Origin of the sequence: Streptomyces sp. NPDC008150 (assembly GCF_042956945.1) — a bacterium.
In the GTDB taxonomy this organism is placed as follows: domain Bacteria; phylum Actinomycetota; class Actinomycetes; order Streptomycetales; family Streptomycetaceae; genus Streptomyces.
Window position 1 is genome coordinate 50630 of record NZ_JBIBHJ010000021.1, and the last position, 16611, is coordinate 67240.

Below are 16611 nucleotides of genomic sequence, written 5' to 3' on the forward strand. Positions count from 1 at the left end.
TCGCGGGGCCCGAATCTGGTCTGAACCTGTGAAAGGGAGGACAAGGCTTTCCCTTTCCGTAATCACATGAGTACTGCTCGGAGTGTTTTGATGGCACACTTCGGGACCTGGAACCGTTGGGGAGGCTGGCGAACGTGAGCGCGGGAGAGCCCGGATCGGTGGTGCGGCGGATGCTGCTCGGCTCGCAACTCAGGCGACTGCGTGAGGCGAGGGGGATCACGCGCGAGGCGGCGGGATACTCGATCCGCGCCTCCGAGTCGAAGATCAGCCGGATGGAGCTGGGGCGCGTCAGCTTCAAGGCACGTGACGTGGAAGACCTGTTGACGCTGTACGGCATCAACGACGAGGCGGAGCGCACCTCCCTGCTCTCCCTCGCCAAGGAGGCCAACGTCGCGGGCTGGTGGCACAGTTACTCCGACGTGCTGCCGAGCTGGTTCCCCACCTATGTCGGCCTCGAAGGCGCCGCCTCGGTGATCCGGTCCTACGAAGTGCAGTTCGTGCACGGCCTGTTGCAGACCGAGGGCTACGCCCGCGCGGTCGTGCGGCGCGGCATGCGGGACGCGAGCGAGGCGGACGTGGAGCGCCGGGTGGCGCTGCGTCTGGAGCGGCAGAAGTACCTGGTCTCGGAGAACGCGCCCGACCTCCACGTGGTCATAGACGAGGCGGCGCTGCGCAGGCCGGCCGGGGACCGCGAGACGATGCGGGGGCAGATCCAGCACCTCATCGAGGTGTCGGAGTCGCCCAACGTGCGCCTGCAGATCATGCCGTTCAGCTTCGGCGGCCACTCGGGGGAGAGCGGGGCCTTCACCATCCTCGGCTTCCCCGACTCCGACCTGTCGGACGTCGTGTATCTGGAGCAGCTCACCAGCGCGCTCTATCTGGACAAGCAGGAGGACGTCGCGCAGTACGAGCGCGCCCTCACGGAGCTCCAGAGCGACAGTCCGTCCCCCGACGAGAGCCGGGACCTGCTGCGCGGTCTGTTCCAGCTGATCTGACGTCCCGGACGGATGCCGCTCGGCGCTGTTCCCTTCTTGCCTGTGAATAAAACGCAGTTGGCCGAACTCGAACTTCAACTGCCTTGAAACGCAAGTACGATGACGCGTGATCAGAACGTGAAGGCGTCCGGGAGCCTGCCTCGCCCGCCGTGAGGCAGCAAGGGATTCGAGGGATCACACATGTCGTCCTACTTCGCCGACCTCGCACAGCAGTACATCGATGGTGAATGGCGCCCCGGGTCCGGCTCCTGGGACATCATCGACTTCAACCCGTACGACGGCGAGAAGCTGGCGTCGATAGCCATCGCCACCGTCGACGAGGTCGACCAGGCGTACAAGGCCGCGGCCCGCGCGCAGAAGGAGTGGGCGGCCACCAACCCGTACGCGCGCCGTGCCGTCTTCGAGAAGGCGCTGCGTCTCGTCGAGGAGCGCCAGCAGGAGCTCACCGAGCTGATCGTCGCCGAGCTGGGCGGCACGCACACCAAGGCCGGCTTCGAGCTGCACCTCGCCAAGGAGTTCCTGCGCGAGTCGGTGCACCTGGCGCTGCGTCCCGAGGGCAGGATCCTGCCGTCGCCGATCGACGGCAAGGAGAACCGCCTCTACCGGGTGCCGGTGGGTGTCGTGGGCGTCATCAGCCCCTTCAACTTCCCGTTCCTGCTGTCGCTGAAGTCGGTCGCACCGGCCCTCGCGGCGGGCAACGGCGTGGTGCTCAAGCCGCACCAGAACACCCCGATCGCCGGTGGCACGGTCATCGCCAAGATCTTCGAGGACGCCGGTCTGCCCGCCGGTCTGCTGAACGTCGTCGTCACGGACATCGCCGAGATCGGCGACGCCTTCCTGGAGCACCCGATCCCGAAGGTCATCTCCTTCACGGGGTCGGACAAGGTCGGCCGGCACGTTGCGACGGTGTGCGCCGCGCAGTTCAAGCGGTCGATCCTCGAACTGGGCGGGAACAGCGCCCTGGTGGTCCTCGACGACGCGGACGTCGACTACGCCGTCGACGCGGCGGTCTTCAGCCGGTACGTCCACCAGGGCCAGGTCTGCATGGCGGCCAACCGCGTGCTGGTCGACCGCGCCGTACTGGCCGAGTTCACCGAGAAGTTCGTCGCCAAGGTCAAGACGCTGAAGACCGGTGACCCGCGCGACCCCGAGACCATCATCGGCCCGCTGATCAACTCCCAGCAGGCGGACTCGGTCTCGGGTGTCGTCGAGCAGGCCGTGGCCGAGGGGGCCACCGCGCTGGTGCGGGGCACCGTCACCGACAACCTGGTGACCCCGTCCGTGCTCACCGACGTCCCCGCCGGTTCGGAACTGCTGCGGCAGGAGGTCTTCGGACCGGTCGCCTTCCTCATCCCCTTCGACGGGGAGGACGAGGCCGTCGCCATCGTCAACGACACCCCGTACGGTCTCAGCGGCGCCGTGCACACGGGTGACGTCGAGCGCGGCGTGAACTTCGCGCAGCAGATCGACACCGGCATGTTCCACGTCAACGACGGCACCGTGCACGACGAGCCGCTCGTCCCCTTCGGCGGGGAGAAGAGCTCCGGCATCGGCCGCCTCAACGGCGAGACCACGCTGGACGCGTTCACCACGCTGAAGTGGATCTCCGTGCAGCACGGCCGCAGCGGCTTCCCGTTCTGACCGCACCCCGTGGCGCGGGCGCGCGCCGCCGTGCACGCATCGCCTCCGGCCGCCGGTCCGCACCGGCGGGCGGAGGCGATGCGTGCGTCACGCGGGTGCGGCGTCACGCGGATCGATGCGTCGCACGGCTGCGGTGCACGGCTGCGGCGTCACGCCGGTTCGCGCGCCACGCCGGTGGACTTGCGGACAGAAGGTGACCGCAAGGGCCCGTAGCGTCGTCGGGGTCAGGGAGAGATCGAGAACCACCGAGAAAGGTGGCCGAACATGGTCACACACGTGCGTGCCGAGGCGCGGGGCGACGAGCGCGGGGCCCTGCTGTCGTTCCTGGAGGAGCAGCGCGGCGGTGTCCGCCGTTCCCTGCTGGGGCTGACCGCGGAGCAGGCGCTGGAGAAGCCCAGTGCCAGCGAGTTGAGCCTCGGCGGGCTGCTCAAGCACGTCGCGGAGGTGGAGCAGAGCTGGGTCGCCCGCGCGAAGGGCGAGCCGCCGGCCGTCGCCCGCGACCGGTCCAACTGGCACGAGTGCTTCGTGCTCGTCGGCGACGAGAGTGTCGACTCGCAGCTCGCGTACTGGGAGAAGGTCGCCGCCGAGACGGAGGCGTTCGTCCGCTCGGTGCCGAGCCTCGACGACACGTTCCCGCTGCCGGACGAGCCGTGGTTCCCGCCGGACGAGGCGGTGTCGATGCGCTGGCTGGTCCTCAACCTGATCCGCGAGACGGCCCGGCACGCGGGGCACGCCGACATCATCCGTGAGTCCCTCGACGGCAAGGTCGCCTTCGAACTGGTCGCCATGGAACGGGGAGAGCCCTGGGAGGGCTGAGACGGCCCCTGCCGCCCCCGTGAACGCCCGTGCGCCGGGCGGGAGTTCACGGGGGCGCCGGCGGTGCTGCGGTGCCTCAGTGGTGGAAGCCCGTGGCCGCCTGCTTGTCGCGGGTCAACGGGTGCGGCTGCTCGTGGAGTTGGGGCAGCAGGCGGCGCAGGTCCTCCAGGAACATGTCCGCGAGGTCGGAGGAGAAGCCGTTGCGGCACACCACCCGCAGCACGGCCAGGTCCTCCCGGTTGGCGGGGAAGGTGTACGCGGGGACCAGCCAGCCGCTCTCCCGCAGCCGCCGGGAGAGGTCGAAGACGTCGTACGACGTGACCTCGTCGCGGGTCGTGAACGCGAACACCGGCAGCTCGTCGCCGCGGGTCAGCATCCGGAAGTCGCCGAGCGCCTCGATCCGTTCCGCCAGCCCCACGGCCACGTCCCGCGTCGCCTGCTGCACCGCGCGGTACCCGTCGCGGCCCAGGCGCAGGAAGGTGTAGTACTGCGCGACGACCTGGGCGCCGGGGCGCGAGAAGTTGAGGGCGAAGGTCGGGGTGTCGCCGCCCAGGTAGTTGACGCGGAAGACCAGTTCCTCGGGCAGCGCCTCCTTGTCGCGCCACAGTGCCCAGCCGACGCCCGGGTAGACCAGTCCGTACTTGTGGCCGGAGGTGTTGATGGACGCCACGCGCGGCAGCCGGAAGTCCCACACCAGGTCCTCGTCGAGGAACGGCGCGACCATGCCGCCGGAGGCCGCGTCGACGTGCACGGGGACGTCGAGCCCGGTGCGCCGCTGGAGGTCGTCGAGCGCGGCGCACAGCTCGGCGATCGGTTCGTAGGAGCCGTCGAAGGTGGAGCCGAGGATGCCGACGACGCCGATGGTGTTCTCGTCGCACAGGTCGGCTGCCGCCTGCGGGTCGATGTGGTAGCGCTCGCCCTCCATGGGCACCTGGCGCGCCTCGACCTCCCAGAAGTTGCAGAACTTCTCCCAGCAGACCTGGACGTTGGCACCCATGACGAGGTTCGGGCGTGCGGTGCCCGACGGGTAGCGGTCGGCGTTGCGGTGCGCCCAGCGCCGCTTCAGCGCCATCCCGGCCAGCATGCACGCCTCGCTCGACCCGGTCGTCGAACAGCCGACGGTGGCCGAGGGGTCCGGAGCGTTCCACAGGTCGGCGAGCATCGCGACGCAGCGCCGCTCCAGTTCGGCGGTGCGCGGGTACTCGTCCTTGTCGATCATGTTCTTGTCGCGGCACTCGGCCATCAGCACGCCGGCCTGGGGTTCCATCCAGGTGGTGACGAAGGTGGCGAGGTTGAGCCGCGAGTTGCCGTCCAGCATCAGCTCGTCGTGCACGAGCTGGTACGCGGTGGCCGGCGGGATCGGCTGATCGGGGAGCCGGTGCTTGGGCGGTGCCTCGTCCATGCCGGCGACCGGGTTCGCCTCGCCGAAGAAGGGGTTCACGGACATCGGGCGCTCGTCCGGCGTCCCGGGACCTGCGTGCAGCGGCATGTTCTCTCCCAGAGGGGCGGCAGTGCGTTCTCACGTGGCGGTGCCAGTGTCGGCGCCGGGGGCCGGGGCGCCGGGGGCGGGGCCCCGTCGGCCCCCCGACTCACAGCTTTGCCCCAGCGGGGGCACAGTGCATCCTGGAGCCACCGGTGGAACCTGGGGCTGCCACAGTGCGTTGATAGCTTTGTGCGGCCGTACCAGCACGACGCCGTATCGTTCCCCACCCTCAGGAGCCCGGAACCGTGATGACGCTTGCCCTCGGACCGAGCTGGCTGGACCCGAACTACCTGCTCGACACCTACAGCGTGTGGGGACTGCTGCTGGTCGTCTTCGCGGAGTCGGGTCTGCTGATCGGCTTCTTCCTGCCGGGCGACTCCCTGTTGTTCACGTGCGGCCTGCTCATCACCTCGGGGACGCTGGACTTCCCGCTGTGGGCGGCGATCGCGCTGATCTGCGTCGCCGCGGTCCTGGGTGACCAGGCGGGCTACCTGTTCGGCAAGAAGGTCGGCCCGTCGCTGTTCAACCGGCCCAACTCGCGGCTCTTCAAGCAGGAGAACGTCGTCAAGGCGCACGAGTTCTTCGAGAAGTACGGGCCGAAGTCGCTGGTGCTGGCCCGCTTCGTGCCCGTCGTCCGCACGTTCACGCCGATCATCGCGGGCGTCAGCGGCATGAAGTACCGCTCGTTCCTCACGTTCAACATCATCGGCGGCGTGCTGTGGGGCGCGGGCGTGACCCTGCTGGGCTCCTGGCTGGGCAACATCGAGTTCGTCAACAAGAACATCGAGCTGATCCTCGTCCTCATCGTCCTCGTGTCGGTGGTCCCGATCGCCATCGAGTTCCTGCGGGCCCGCTCCAAGGCGAGGAAGAACCCGCAGCCCGCGGGCGAGGACGCGCACGGCGGCGACGGACGGGACGACGACGGGTGGGGCGGCGACGGCCCGGCCGGCCCGCCGGCCATGGACGACGCGACGCGGCCCCTGCGCATCCAGCCCGGTCACCGCCGTCCGGCCGCCCAGGACGCCGGCTCGTACGGCGCCCCCGCCGCGCCGGACCGGCAGCAGCCCCAGGACCCGCAGGCGTACGCGGCGCAGCAGTCCGCGGCGGCCTACGGTGCGCCGCAGCAGCAGTACGGGCAGCAGCAGCCGTACGGTGCGCCGCAGCAGTACGGGCAGCAGCAGCCGTACGGCCAGGACCCGCGGGCGTACGGGGCCGGGCAGCAGCAGTACGGCGGCCCGCAGGGCGGACACCCGCAGCAGTACGGGCAGCAGCAGCCGTACGGGCAGGACGCGCAGGCGGGGCAGCAGCAGCCGTACGGGCAGGACGCGCCGCAGTACGGGCGCCGGCCCTACCCGCAGGGGCAGCCGCAGCCGCAGCCCTACCAGCAGCAGCAGCCGTACGCGCAGAACCCGCAGGGCGGGCAGCAGCCGTACGGCACGCAGGAGCAGCGGGACGGCGGCGCAGGACCGGGGTACGGCTACCCGCAGCCCGGCCCGTACGCGCCCGAGGCGTACCCGCAGCAGCCGCAGCAGGGCGGGCAGCCGCAGCCGGGCCACCGGGGCCGGGGCGGTCACCCCGAGCAGTAGGGGAGCGGCCGGCCGCTCCCCGCCCGGCCGTGCCTCAGAAGCCGCGCGTCCGCTTGGCCGCGCGGCGGCCGGCGGCGCTGCCGGCGCCCGGCAGCCGCAGGAACAGCCGGGAGATCTCGGACCCCAGGTTCACGCCGATCGCGATGGCCATGGCGAGCGACACCGCGCGGGCCAGTGACAGCAGGCCCTTGTCGACCTCGTTCTGGGCGATCGCGAGCAGCCCGAAGTACGTCGCGGAACCGGGCAGCAGCGGGCCGATGGCGGCGGTGGTGTAGGGCAGCGCGGACGCGAACCGGTAGCGCGACAGGAGCTGCCCGAACAGGCCGACGAGACCGGCCGCCGCGGCCGTCGACGCCACCGGGGAGATGCCGCCCACGGTGTGCATCGCGCCGTACACCGACCAGGCGACGCCCCCGTTGAGCGTCACCATGAGCACGGTGGACCGTTCCTGCTGGAGCAGCACCGCGAAGGTCAGCGACAGCAGCATCGACGCGAGGATCTGCACCACCGGCTGCTGGGAGGTGCCCAGCGCGGTGTCGGGGTTGAGGGGCGCGCCGAACTTCACCCCGAAGTAGAGGACCACCAGCACGCCGATGACGATGCCGGTGAAGAAATACATGACTTCCAGGAGCCGCGCGGCGGCCGTGATGTAGAAGCCGGTCAGGCCGTCCTGCACACCCGCCACCAGCGCCCTTCCGGGCAGCAGCGCGAACAGCCCACCGGTGATCACGGCGGACGCGCGGACGTCGACGTTGGCGAGGGTCAGCGCGATGCCGATCGCGGCGGGCGGGGTCGCGGCGACGGTGAACTGGTAGAACTCCGGCAGCCCGCGCCCGGCGCACAGCCACGCGAGCCGGTCGCCGAGCATGGCGCCGAGGGCCGCGCACAGGAACACCAGGGGGCCACCGCCGACGAGGACGGAGGCCGCGCCGGCGAGCAGCCCGTTGGCCAGGGTCAGGGCCCAGCCGGGGTAGGGGTGGCGGTTGCGGCGGATCTCCGCGAGGCGCCGGTACGCCTCCTCCAGCGAGACGACCGTCTCCGGGTCGGCGAGGTCGTCGACGAGCTGGAAGACGGCGGCGAGACGCGTGTAGTCGGTGCCGCGGCGGCGCACCGTGCGGGACGCGGTCACCGGGTCGTCCACCAGGGAGGGCTGGTGCGAGATCGACAGCAGCGTGAAGGTGACGTTCGGCTCGCAGCGGTCGAGGCCGTACGAGCGGCACACCGACAGCATGGCGGCCTCGACGTCCTCCGCGCCCTCGCCGCCCGCGAGCAGCAGTTCGCCGATGCGAAGGGTCAGGTCGAGGACGCGGGGGACCGCGGGCCCGGTCTCGTCGGCGGTGCGCTGCGCGGACTCGGGGGCGGGCCGTTCGGCCACCGGCAGCCGCAGCACGGTACGCATGCGGTCCTGCCAGGGCGCGTCCTTGACGAGGTCGACCGCGGGGAGCCCGGTGGCCGGGGTGAAGGCGTGCAGGGTCTCCAGGCCGAAGCCGCTGGGCAGGCTGAACGCCGATCCCTCGGTCTCCGGGGCGGGCGCGGGCGGTGTGTCGAGACCGTCGGGGAGGGCGAACTCGGAGGTGGTCTCCGACTCCGGCACGGCCGGCCGGCCCATCGCGAGACCCTCCGGGAGGGTGAACTCTGACGTCGTCGACGACTCGGTGTCGACCGCCGTGCCACCGCCGGCGGGATGCGCGTACATGCTCCGCGCCCGCTCCGACTGAGGCCTGCGGTCCTCCGCGTCCGTCACTTGCGCAACGCTCCCTGCACGACGACGACGATCAAGACTCAGTATGCGCACAGAAACGCGAACGGGCCGCGCCACCCCCCTCGGGGAGTGACACGGCCCGTTCGCGCGGACGCTGCGCGGCCCGGGGCCGGAGCCCCGTGACCCGTGCGGCTCAGTGGCCGCCGTGGTCCTGGGCGCGCTTGATGGAACGCTCGATCTCGGCCTCGGCGTCGCTGCGGCCGACCCAGTCGGCGCCCTCGACGGACTTGCCGGGCTCCAGGTCCTTGTAGACCTCGAAGAAGTGCTGGATTTCCAGGCGGTCGAACTCCGACACGTGGTGGATGTCGCGCAGGTGCTCGACCCGCGGGTCGGACGCCGGGACGCACAGCACCTTGTCGTCGCCGCCGGCCTCGTCGGTCATGCGGAACATGCCGATGGCGCGGCACTTGATGAGGCAGCCGGGGAAGGTCGGCTCGTCCAGGATGACCAGGGCGTCCAGCGGGTCGCCGTCCTCGCCGAGGGTGTTCTCGACGAATCCGTAGTCCGCGGGGTAACTGGTCGAGGTGAAGAGGCGGCGGTCCAGGCGAATGCGACCGGTCTCGTGGTCCACCTCGTACTTGTTCCGCGAACCCTTCGGAATCTCGATCGTGACGTCGAACTCCACCGGTGGCTCCTCCATGATCAGCACATAGTTCTGGTGGTTAAGTGTCCCTCACGCACGTGTGTGATCGCGAAAGGGGCTGGTGGTCGTGCCGGAGCTGAGGGCTTGGCGGGCCGCGCGCCCCCGTCTCGCGCGCCTCGCGCGGGGCGCACGGTCACGTCTGGCGGGGGCCGCGCGATCCGTGCGGCCGTCGTCCGCGGGGTCCGCGCGACCGCGTCTCGCGCGGGGCGCGAAGCTCGCGACCTGGCAGTTCACGGCGATCGCCGGCACCGCGGGTGCGGTACTGGCGGCCGGCGTGGTGACCGCCGCGGGTCCCTGGGACTCCACGGGTCAGCGTACGGCCGAGCGGGACCGGGCGGTCGCCGGGGCCGGGGCGGGTGGCACAGATCACGGCACCCGTTCGAAGCGGCAGGCGGACAGCGCCGCGTTGCCGGCGCCGAGCGCGGCCACCGTGCTGGCCGGCCTGGGCGGTACCGGGGCGGTGGCGGGATCCGTCGGGACGGCGCCCACCGGCCGGGCGCTCACCGGGCTGCTCGGGCCGCTCCTCGGCGACGCCGCCCTCGGTACCGCGCACACGGCCGCCGTGGTCGACGTCTCCTCGGGGCGGGCGCTCTACACGAAGGACGCGGGCCGGGCGCTGACGCCCGCGTCCACCACCAAGATCGCCACGGCCGTGGCCGCGCTGTCCGCGCTGGGCACCGACCACCGGTTCACCACCCGGGCCGCGCTGGAGCCCGACACGAAGGAACTCGTCCTGGTCGGCGGCGGCGACCCGACGCTCACCGCGCACGCGGACGCCGACGGCTGGGCCAGCCTGCGCACGCTCGCCGACAGCACGGCCGCCGCGCTGAAGAAGCGCGGCATCAAGAAGGTGACGCTGTCGTACGACACCACCCTGTACGCGGGCACCGCGCTTCACCCCATCGGGGTCAACGACAACCTCGCCCCGGTGAGCGCCCTCGTCGCGGACGAGGGGCGCACCGACGACTCGACGAGCGGTCCGACGGCGCGCGTGAGCGACCCGGCGGTGTCCGCGGCGCGCACCTTCGCCGGGTTCCTGAAGCGGCACGGCGTCACGACGACGTCGCCCGGCCCCTCCAAGGCGACGGGCCGCGCGGCCACTCTCGCCTCGGTCTCCTCGCCGCCGCTGTCCGACGTGGTCGAGCGGATGCTGACCAACAGCGACAACGACATCGCGGAGGCGCTCGCCCGGCAGACCGCCGTGGCGGCCGGTACGCGCGCGGACTTCGCGGGCGGCGCGGCGGCCGTCGGGGCCCGGCTGAAGCTGCTGGGCCTGCCGGTGGCCGGGGCCCGGTTCCACGACGGCAGCGGCCTGGACCGCGACGACCGGCTCACCGCGAACCTGCTCACCGCGCTCCTGGTGAAGGCGGGCGCCGCCGACCACCCCGAACTGCGCCCGGTCCTGACGGGCCTGCCGGTGGCCGGCTTCACGGGCACCCTGAGCGGCCGCTACGCCGGGGACGGCGCGGCGGGGGTCGTCCGGGCCAAGACGGGCACGCTGACCGGCGTCAACGCGCTGGCCGGCACGGTCGTCGACAAGGACGGCCGGATGCTCGCCTTCGCGTTCCTCACCTCCGGCACCACCGACCCGACGGCCGCGATCTCGGCCCTGGACCGCACGGCGACGGCCCTGGCGGGCTGCGGCTGCCGCTGAGGGGCGGGGCGCCCCGCGCGCGGGAGGCCGTGACCCCCGGCCGGCCGGCCCGCGTCCCCCGTACGGCCGTCTCGCGCGTGGCCGGCGCCGGGCCCGGGGCGCCGGGCCGTGCGCGGCGGGGTCCCGGGTGCCCCGTCGGTCACGGTGACCCCTCGTGGCGCTCGGCCCTGCCCCAAGGGGCGGGCCTCACGTACCGTTGACGCATGACGAGCATCGGTGGTGCGGAGATGGTCGACTGGAATCTCGCGGTGGCGACCGCGACCCGGCTCGCGCGGCCGGGCCCCGAAGTGGGCCGCGACGAGGCACGCGCCGTCGTCGCGGAACTGCGGCGGCACGCCAAGGCGTCGGAGGAGCACGTCCGCGGCTTCACCCGGATGGCTGCCGACGGCGCCGACGACACCCCCGTCCTGGTCGTCGACCGGCCGGGCTGGGTGCGGGCGAACGTCGCCGGGTTCCGGGAGGTGCTCAAGCCCCTGCTCGACAAGATGCAGGAGCGGCGCTCGGGCAGTGCGGGCGGCGCCGTGTTCGGCGCGGTCGGCGGCAAGGTCACCGGCGTCGAACTGGGCATGCTGCTCTCCTTCCTGTCGTCGCGGGTCCTCGGCCAGTACGAGACGTTCGCCCCCTCCACGCGCGACCTGCCGGCCGGTCAGAACGGCGGCGGGCGACTGCTCCTGGTCGCGCCCAACATCGTCCACGTGGAACGCGAACTCGACGTGCGGCCGCACGACTTCAGGCTCTGGGTGTGCCTGCACGAGGAGACGCACCGCACGCAGTTCACCGGCGTGCCGTGGCTGCGCGCGCACCTGGAGGGCGAGGTCCAGTCGTTCCTCGCGGAGACCGACGTCGAGCCGGCCGCCTTCCTGGAGCGCATCCGCGAGGCCGCCCAGTCGCTGGCCGGTTCCCGCCCCGAGGGCGAGGAGGACGACGGCGGCCGGTCCCTGGTCGAACTGGTGCAGAGCCCGGCGCAGCGCGAGATCCTCGGCCGGCTCACCGCCGTGATGTCGCTCCTGGAGGGCCACGCCGACTACGTCATGGACGGCGTGGGCCCCTCGGTCGTGCCGTCCGTCGCCGAGATCCGCGAGAAGTTCCAGCAGCGGCGGGCCAACGGCGCCTCGCGTCTCGACATGGCGCTGCGCAAACTCCTGGGCCTGGACGCCAAGATGCGCCAGTACCGCGACGGGGAGCGGTTCGTGCGGGCCGTCGTCGGCGAGGTGGGGATGGACGGCTTCAACCGGGTGTGGACCTCGCCGAACACCCTCCCGACGAAGTCGGAGATCGCGAAGCCCGCGGACTGGATCGCCCGCGTCCACAGCCGGCCGGAGGCGTGAGGCACGAAAGCCCGGCGAACCGAGGGTGATTGGTCGCGTCTACGGCAGGAGAACGCCCTCGCAATCACCCGTCTGAGGGACCGTGAGCGATGGGTAGGCGTGCAATGCTCGGGGAACGGCCCGGCTCTGTCACCATCTACACACTCTGAGTGACCGGCCTCGGGTTAACCTCCCGAAAACTTCATGAAGGGAACCGGACATGGGTCCCCATCCTGCGGTCGCGGCGATACGCCTGGCGGTCCGCCGCGTACTCCACGACATCCTCACCGAACACACCGCCCCCGCCTCACCCTCCTCCCCGGCCGCCCGCGCGTCCCGGGCCGCACGCGCGACCGCGCAGGCGGCCATGACGGTCCGCGCGACGCAGCCCGCGTACGACGGACGCACCGGATCGACCGCGCAGATCGACCAGTTCGACCGGGCCGATCGCAGCGGACCCGGCGGCCCGGCCGGACCGGGCGTCCCGGCCGACCGGATCGCGCAGCCCGCCCCGGCGGCGGACGCCTCCCGCATCCCGCCCCCGTCCCGCACCCCCCAGACCTCTCCGGCCGCCCCGGCGGCCGAGCAGTCCGTGCCCGGCCGCGCCGAGGCTCCGCTCGTGCTGGTGGCCTGCTCCGGCGGCGCGGACTCCATGGCGCTGGCCTCCGCGCTCGCCTTCGAGGCGCGCAAGCTCGGCATCCGCGCCGGCGGTGTCACCGTCGACCACGGACTGCAGACCGGCTCCGACGAACGCGCCGCCGAGGTCGTCCAGCGACTGCGCGAACTCGGCCTGGATCCCGTCGAGTCGGCCGCCGTGCACGTCGGCCGCGAGGGCGGCCCCGAGGCCGCCGCCCGGGACGCCCGGTACGCCGCGCTCGACGAGGCCGCGGGCCGCCTCGGCGCCGCCGCCGTCCTGCTCGGCCACACCCGCGACGACCAGGCCGAGACGGTGCTGCTCGGGCTCGCCCGCGGCTCCGGCGTGCGGTCCCTGTCGGGCATGGCCGCGGTCTCGGGGGCCGGCGGCCGTTACCGGCGCCCCTTCCTGCAGATCGACCGGCAGACCGCGCGCCGCGCCTGCATGGTCCAGTCGCTCCCCGTCTGGGACGACCCGCACAACGCCGACCCCACCTACACCCGCTCCCGGCTGCGCCACGAGGGCCTGCCCGCGCTGGAGAAGGCGCTGGGCAAGGGCGTCGTCGAGGCCCTCGCGCGCACGGCCCAGCTCTCCCGCGACGACGCGGACGCCCTCGACGCCTGGGCCAGCCAGGCCGAGGCGGGCGTGCGCGACGCCGCCGGCCTGCTGGACTGCGCCAAGCTGTTCGCCCTGCCGCCCGCGGTGCGCCGTCGCATCCTGCGGCGCGCCGCCATCGAGGCGGGCGCTCCCGCGGGCTCGCTGTTCGCCCGTCACATCGAGGAGATCGACCGGCTGATCACCGGCTGGCGCGGCCAGCGGGCCATCAATCTGCCGGGCAAGGTCGTCGCCCGTCGGCAGGGTGGCAGACTGGTCATCCGGCACGGCTGACCACACGCCCCTCGTGGGCACCCGGTTCCTCCGCCCCGGAGGAACCGGTCGGCCCGACGAACCGGCCGACGCCGCGCGCCCGGACCGCCGGGCGCGCGCGGACGCCGTGGGTACGCGTGGCCGGGCACGGCCGGCGCCTTCAGGGCGCCGGCACCCCGGAGGGAAACGAGCCGAAGCAGTGCGGGACGACCGAAAGTGATGCGGGTGGACGCGAAAGACATGGGTGCCGACCTTCAGTCGGTGCTCATCACCAAGGAAGAGATCGACGCGAAGCTGGCCGAGCTGGCCGCGAAGATCGACGCGGAGTACGCGGGCAAGGACCTGCTGATCGTCGGTGTGCTCAAGGGCGCGGTGATGGTCATGGCGGACCTCGCGCGGGCGCTGTCCACCCCCGTCACCATGGACTGGATGGCGGTGTCCTCGTACGGGGCCGGCACCCAGTCCTCCGGTGTCGTGCGGATCCTCAAGGACCTGGACACCGACATCAAGGGACGGCACGTCCTGATCGTCGAGGACATCATCGACTCCGGGCTGACCCTGTCCTGGCTGATCTCCAACCTCGGCTCGCGCGAGCCCGCCTCCCTCAAGGTGTGCACGCTGCTGCGCAAGCCGGAGGCCGCGAAGGTCGCCATCGACGTGGAGTGGGTCGGCTTCGACATCCCCAACGAGTTCGTCATCGGCTACGGCCTCGACTACGCCGAGAAGTACCGCAACCTGCCCTTCGTCGGGACGCTCGCGCCGCACGTCTACGGCGGCTGAACGGCACCCGTACGGCGGCGGCGGTGCCCGTCGGCGGCCCGGACGGCCCAACGGCACCCCGGCCCCGCGGCAGACACGGGAACCCCAGGGGCCCGCGCGCCGTTGGAGCATGCGTGGGCGGATCGCCAGCCATCCCGTGAGACTTCGGGTGACAATGCTGGGGTACCGTCAGAAGAACTGTCTTTATCAAACTCACTATGGCAGGAGGGACGGGGCGACACCGCTCCGTATGGATGGACGTGAAGCGATACTTCCGTGGGCCGGTCATGTGGATCGTGCTGGCCGTCCTTGCCGTGGTCGTGTTGATGCAGGTTGTCGGCTCGTCCGGCGGCTACAAGACGGTTGACACGGGCCAGGTCGTCCAGGCGATCAACACCAACAAGGTCGAGTCGGCCAAGATCCTCACCGGCGACGACCAGACCATCAAGGTCCAGCTCAAGGACGGTCAGAAGGTCGAGGGCAGCTCCCGCATCCAGGCGAGCTACATCGGCAACCAGGGCGTGAGCCTCGCCAACACCCTGCAGACCAAGTTCCAGGACAAGCAGATCCCGGACGGTTACACCGTCTCCCCGTCGAGGCAGAACCCATTCCTCAGCGTTCTGCTCTCGTTCCTGCCCTTCGTCCTCATCGTGGTCGTCTTCCTGTTCCTGATGAATCAGATGCAGGGCGGCGGCTCCCGGGTGATGAACTTCGGGAAGTCGAAGGCGAAGCTCATCACCAAGGACACCCCGAAGACGACGTTCGCGGACGTCGCGGGTGCCGACGAGGCGGTCGAGGAACTCCACGAGATCAAGGAGTTCCTCCAGGAGCCGGCCAAGTTCCAGGCCGTCGGGGCGAAGATCCCCAAGGGCGTCCTGCTCTACGGTCCTCCCGGTACGGGCAAGACGCTCCTCGCGCGGGCCGTGGCCGGCGAGGCGGGCGTCCCGTTCTACTCGATCTCCGGTTCCGACTTCGTCGAGATGTTCGTCGGTGTCGGTGCCTCCCGGGTGCGTGACCTCTTCGAGCAGGCCAAGGCGAACGCGCCGGCCATCGTCTTCGTCGACGAGATCGACGCGGTCGGCCGCCACCGCGGCGCCGGCCTCGGCGGCGGGCACGACGAGCGCGAGCAGACGCTGAACCAGCTGCTCGTCGAGATGGACGGATTCGACGTCAAGGGCGGCGTCATCCTGATCGCCGCCACCAACCGCCCGGACATCCTCGACCCGGCGCTGCTGCGTCCGGGCCGTTTCGACCGGCAGATCGCGGTCGACCGTCCGGACATGCAGGGCCGTCTGGAGATCCTCAAGGTCCACCAGAAGGGCAAGCCGGTCGCGCCCAACGTCGACCTGGCCGCCGTGGCCCGCCGCACCCCCGGCTTCACCGGTGCGGACCTGTCGAACGTGCTGAACGAAGCGGCGCTCCTCACGGCGCGCAGCGACCTGAAGCTGATCGACAACCACATGCTCGACGAGGCGATCGACCGTGTGGTCGCGGGCCCGCAGAAGCGGACCCGGATCATGTCGGACAAGGAGAAGAAGATCACCGCGTACCACGAGGGCGGACACGCCCTGGTCGCGGCGGCCTCACCGAACTCCGACCCGGTCCACAAGATCACGATCCTGTCCCGGGGCCGTGCGCTCGGCTACACCATGGTGCTGCCGGACGAGGACAAGTACTCGACCACGCGCAACGAGATGCTGGACCAGCTCGCGTACATGCTGGGCGGCCGCGCTGCCGAGGAGCTCGTCTTCCACGACCCGACGACGGGCGCGGCGAACGACATCGAGAAGGCGACCTCGACCGCCCGCGCCATGGTCACGCAGTACGGCATGACCGAGCGGCTCGGCGCGATCAAGTTCGGCGGCGACAACACCGAGCCGTTCCTCGGCCGGGAGATGGGCCACCAGCGCGACTACTCGGAAGAGGTCGCGGCGCTCGTCGACGAAGAGGTCAAGAAGCTCATCGAGACGGCGCACAACGAGGCCTGGGAGATCCTGGTCGAGAACCGCGACGTCCTCGACAACCTCGTCCTCGCCCTGCTGGAGCGCGAGACGCTGGGCAAGGAGGAGATCGCCGAGATCTTCTCCACCATCGTCCGGCGTCCCCCGCGTCCCGCGTGGACCGGTTCCTCGCGGCGTACGCCGTCCACCCGCCCGCCGGTGCTCTCCCCCCGGGAGCTGGCACTGACGAACGGGGCGAACGGCACGACGGCCTCGATCAGCACCACCAAGGCCCCGGTGGACCCTGCCCCGGCCCCCGAGGCGGCTCCTGAGGACCGCCCCGAGAGCTGACAGGCAGGCTCCGAAGCAGTACCGCGTCCTACGCGTCCGACGGCCCCCGGGTATCCCGGGGGCCGTCGGGGTTCACGGGGCCCGGCCGGGCACCGCCGCCACGGGCGGCCCTCTCGTCGCTTTGGTCCCGTCCGGCCCGGAATGCAGGCCGCGTCCCCCGGGTTCTAGCCTGG

Annotated in this window: 12 protein-coding genes; 9 read left to right on the top strand and 3 right to left on the bottom strand. The window is 71.7% G+C overall.

The genetic code is table 11. The features are described from left to right. The first annotated feature begins 170 nt into the window (after positions 1–170). The 3 genes from ACFZA0_RS34845 (at position 171) to ACFZA0_RS34855 (ending at position 3452) form a co-directional block, all read left to right on the top strand. The gene (locus ACFZA0_RS34845; protein WP_391024535.1) at positions 171–995 is read left to right on the top strand and encodes a Scr1 family TA system antitoxin-like transcriptional regulator; all 825 of its coding nucleotides are present in this window, start codon (positions 171–173) and stop codon (positions 993–995) included. Positions 996–1175: 180 nt separating this feature from the next. Beyond that, on the top strand, positions 1176–2636 hold the full coding sequence (locus ACFZA0_RS34850) for an aldehyde dehydrogenase family protein (RefSeq protein WP_391024434.1): 1461 nt from the start codon (positions 1176–1178) through the stop codon (positions 2634–2636). A 264-nt stretch (positions 2637–2900) separates the two neighbouring features. Continuing rightward, on the top strand, positions 2901–3452 hold the full coding sequence (locus tag ACFZA0_RS34855; protein ID WP_391024436.1) for a DUF664 domain-containing protein: 552 nt from the start codon (positions 2901–2903) through the stop codon (positions 3450–3452). Between the two features lie 76 nt (positions 3453–3528). Here ACFZA0_RS34855 and ACFZA0_RS34860 read toward each other — a convergent pair whose 3' ends face one another. Next, positions 3529–4941: a glutamate decarboxylase gene (locus ACFZA0_RS34860; RefSeq protein WP_391024438.1), complete on the bottom strand. Its 1413-nt coding sequence runs from the start codon at positions 4939–4941 to the stop codon at positions 3529–3531. A 242-nt stretch (positions 4942–5183) separates the two neighbouring features. Between ACFZA0_RS34860 and ACFZA0_RS34865 the strand changes: the two genes are divergently transcribed. Further along, positions 5184–6521, top strand: coding sequence for a VTT domain-containing protein (locus ACFZA0_RS34865; RefSeq protein WP_391024440.1), 1338 nt, complete (start codon positions 5184–5186; stop codon positions 6519–6521). 34 nt (positions 6522–6555) lie between these two features. Here ACFZA0_RS34865 and ACFZA0_RS34870 read toward each other — a convergent pair whose 3' ends face one another. Next, positions 6556–8265 (bottom strand): threonine/serine exporter family protein, encoded by a 1710-nt coding sequence (locus ACFZA0_RS34870; RefSeq protein ID WP_391024441.1) that lies wholly within the window; start codon positions 8263–8265, stop codon positions 6556–6558. Between the two features lie 151 nt (positions 8266–8416). Then, on the bottom strand, positions 8417–8908 hold the full coding sequence (locus ACFZA0_RS34875; protein ID WP_391024537.1) for an inorganic diphosphatase: 492 nt from the start codon (positions 8906–8908) through the stop codon (positions 8417–8419). Between the two features lie 79 nt (positions 8909–8987). Here ACFZA0_RS34875 and dacB point away from each other — a divergent pair, with 79 nt between their 5' ends. The 5 genes from dacB (at position 8988) to ftsH (ending at position 16438) form a co-directional block, all read left to right on the top strand. Next, positions 8988–10580 carry a D-alanyl-D-alanine carboxypeptidase/D-alanyl-D-alanine-endopeptidase gene (dacB, locus tag ACFZA0_RS34880; protein ID WP_391024442.1) on the top strand — a complete coding sequence of 531 codons (1593 nt, stop codon included), beginning with the start codon at positions 8988–8990 and terminating at the stop codon, positions 10578–10580. A gap of 203 nt (positions 10581–10783) precedes the next feature. Beyond that, positions 10784–11908, top strand: coding sequence for a zinc-dependent metalloprotease (locus ACFZA0_RS34885; protein ID WP_391024444.1), 1125 nt, complete (start codon positions 10784–10786; stop codon positions 11906–11908). Between the two features lie 199 nt (positions 11909–12107). Then, entirely contained in the window at positions 12108–13409 is a 1302-nt protein-coding gene (gene tilS / locus ACFZA0_RS34890; protein WP_391024446.1) for a tRNA lysidine(34) synthetase TilS, read from the top strand. A gap of 198 nt (positions 13410–13607) precedes the next feature. Then, complete coding sequence (gene hpt / locus ACFZA0_RS34895) at positions 13608–14168, top strand: hypoxanthine phosphoribosyltransferase (protein WP_391024448.1); 561 nt, start codon at positions 13608–13610, stop codon at positions 14166–14168. A 233-nt stretch (positions 14169–14401) separates the two neighbouring features. Further along, positions 14402–16438: an ATP-dependent zinc metalloprotease FtsH gene (gene ftsH, locus ACFZA0_RS34900; RefSeq protein WP_391024450.1), complete on the top strand. Its 2037-nt coding sequence runs from the start codon at positions 14402–14404 to the stop codon at positions 16436–16438. The last annotated feature ends 173 nt before the right edge of the window (positions 16439–16611 follow it).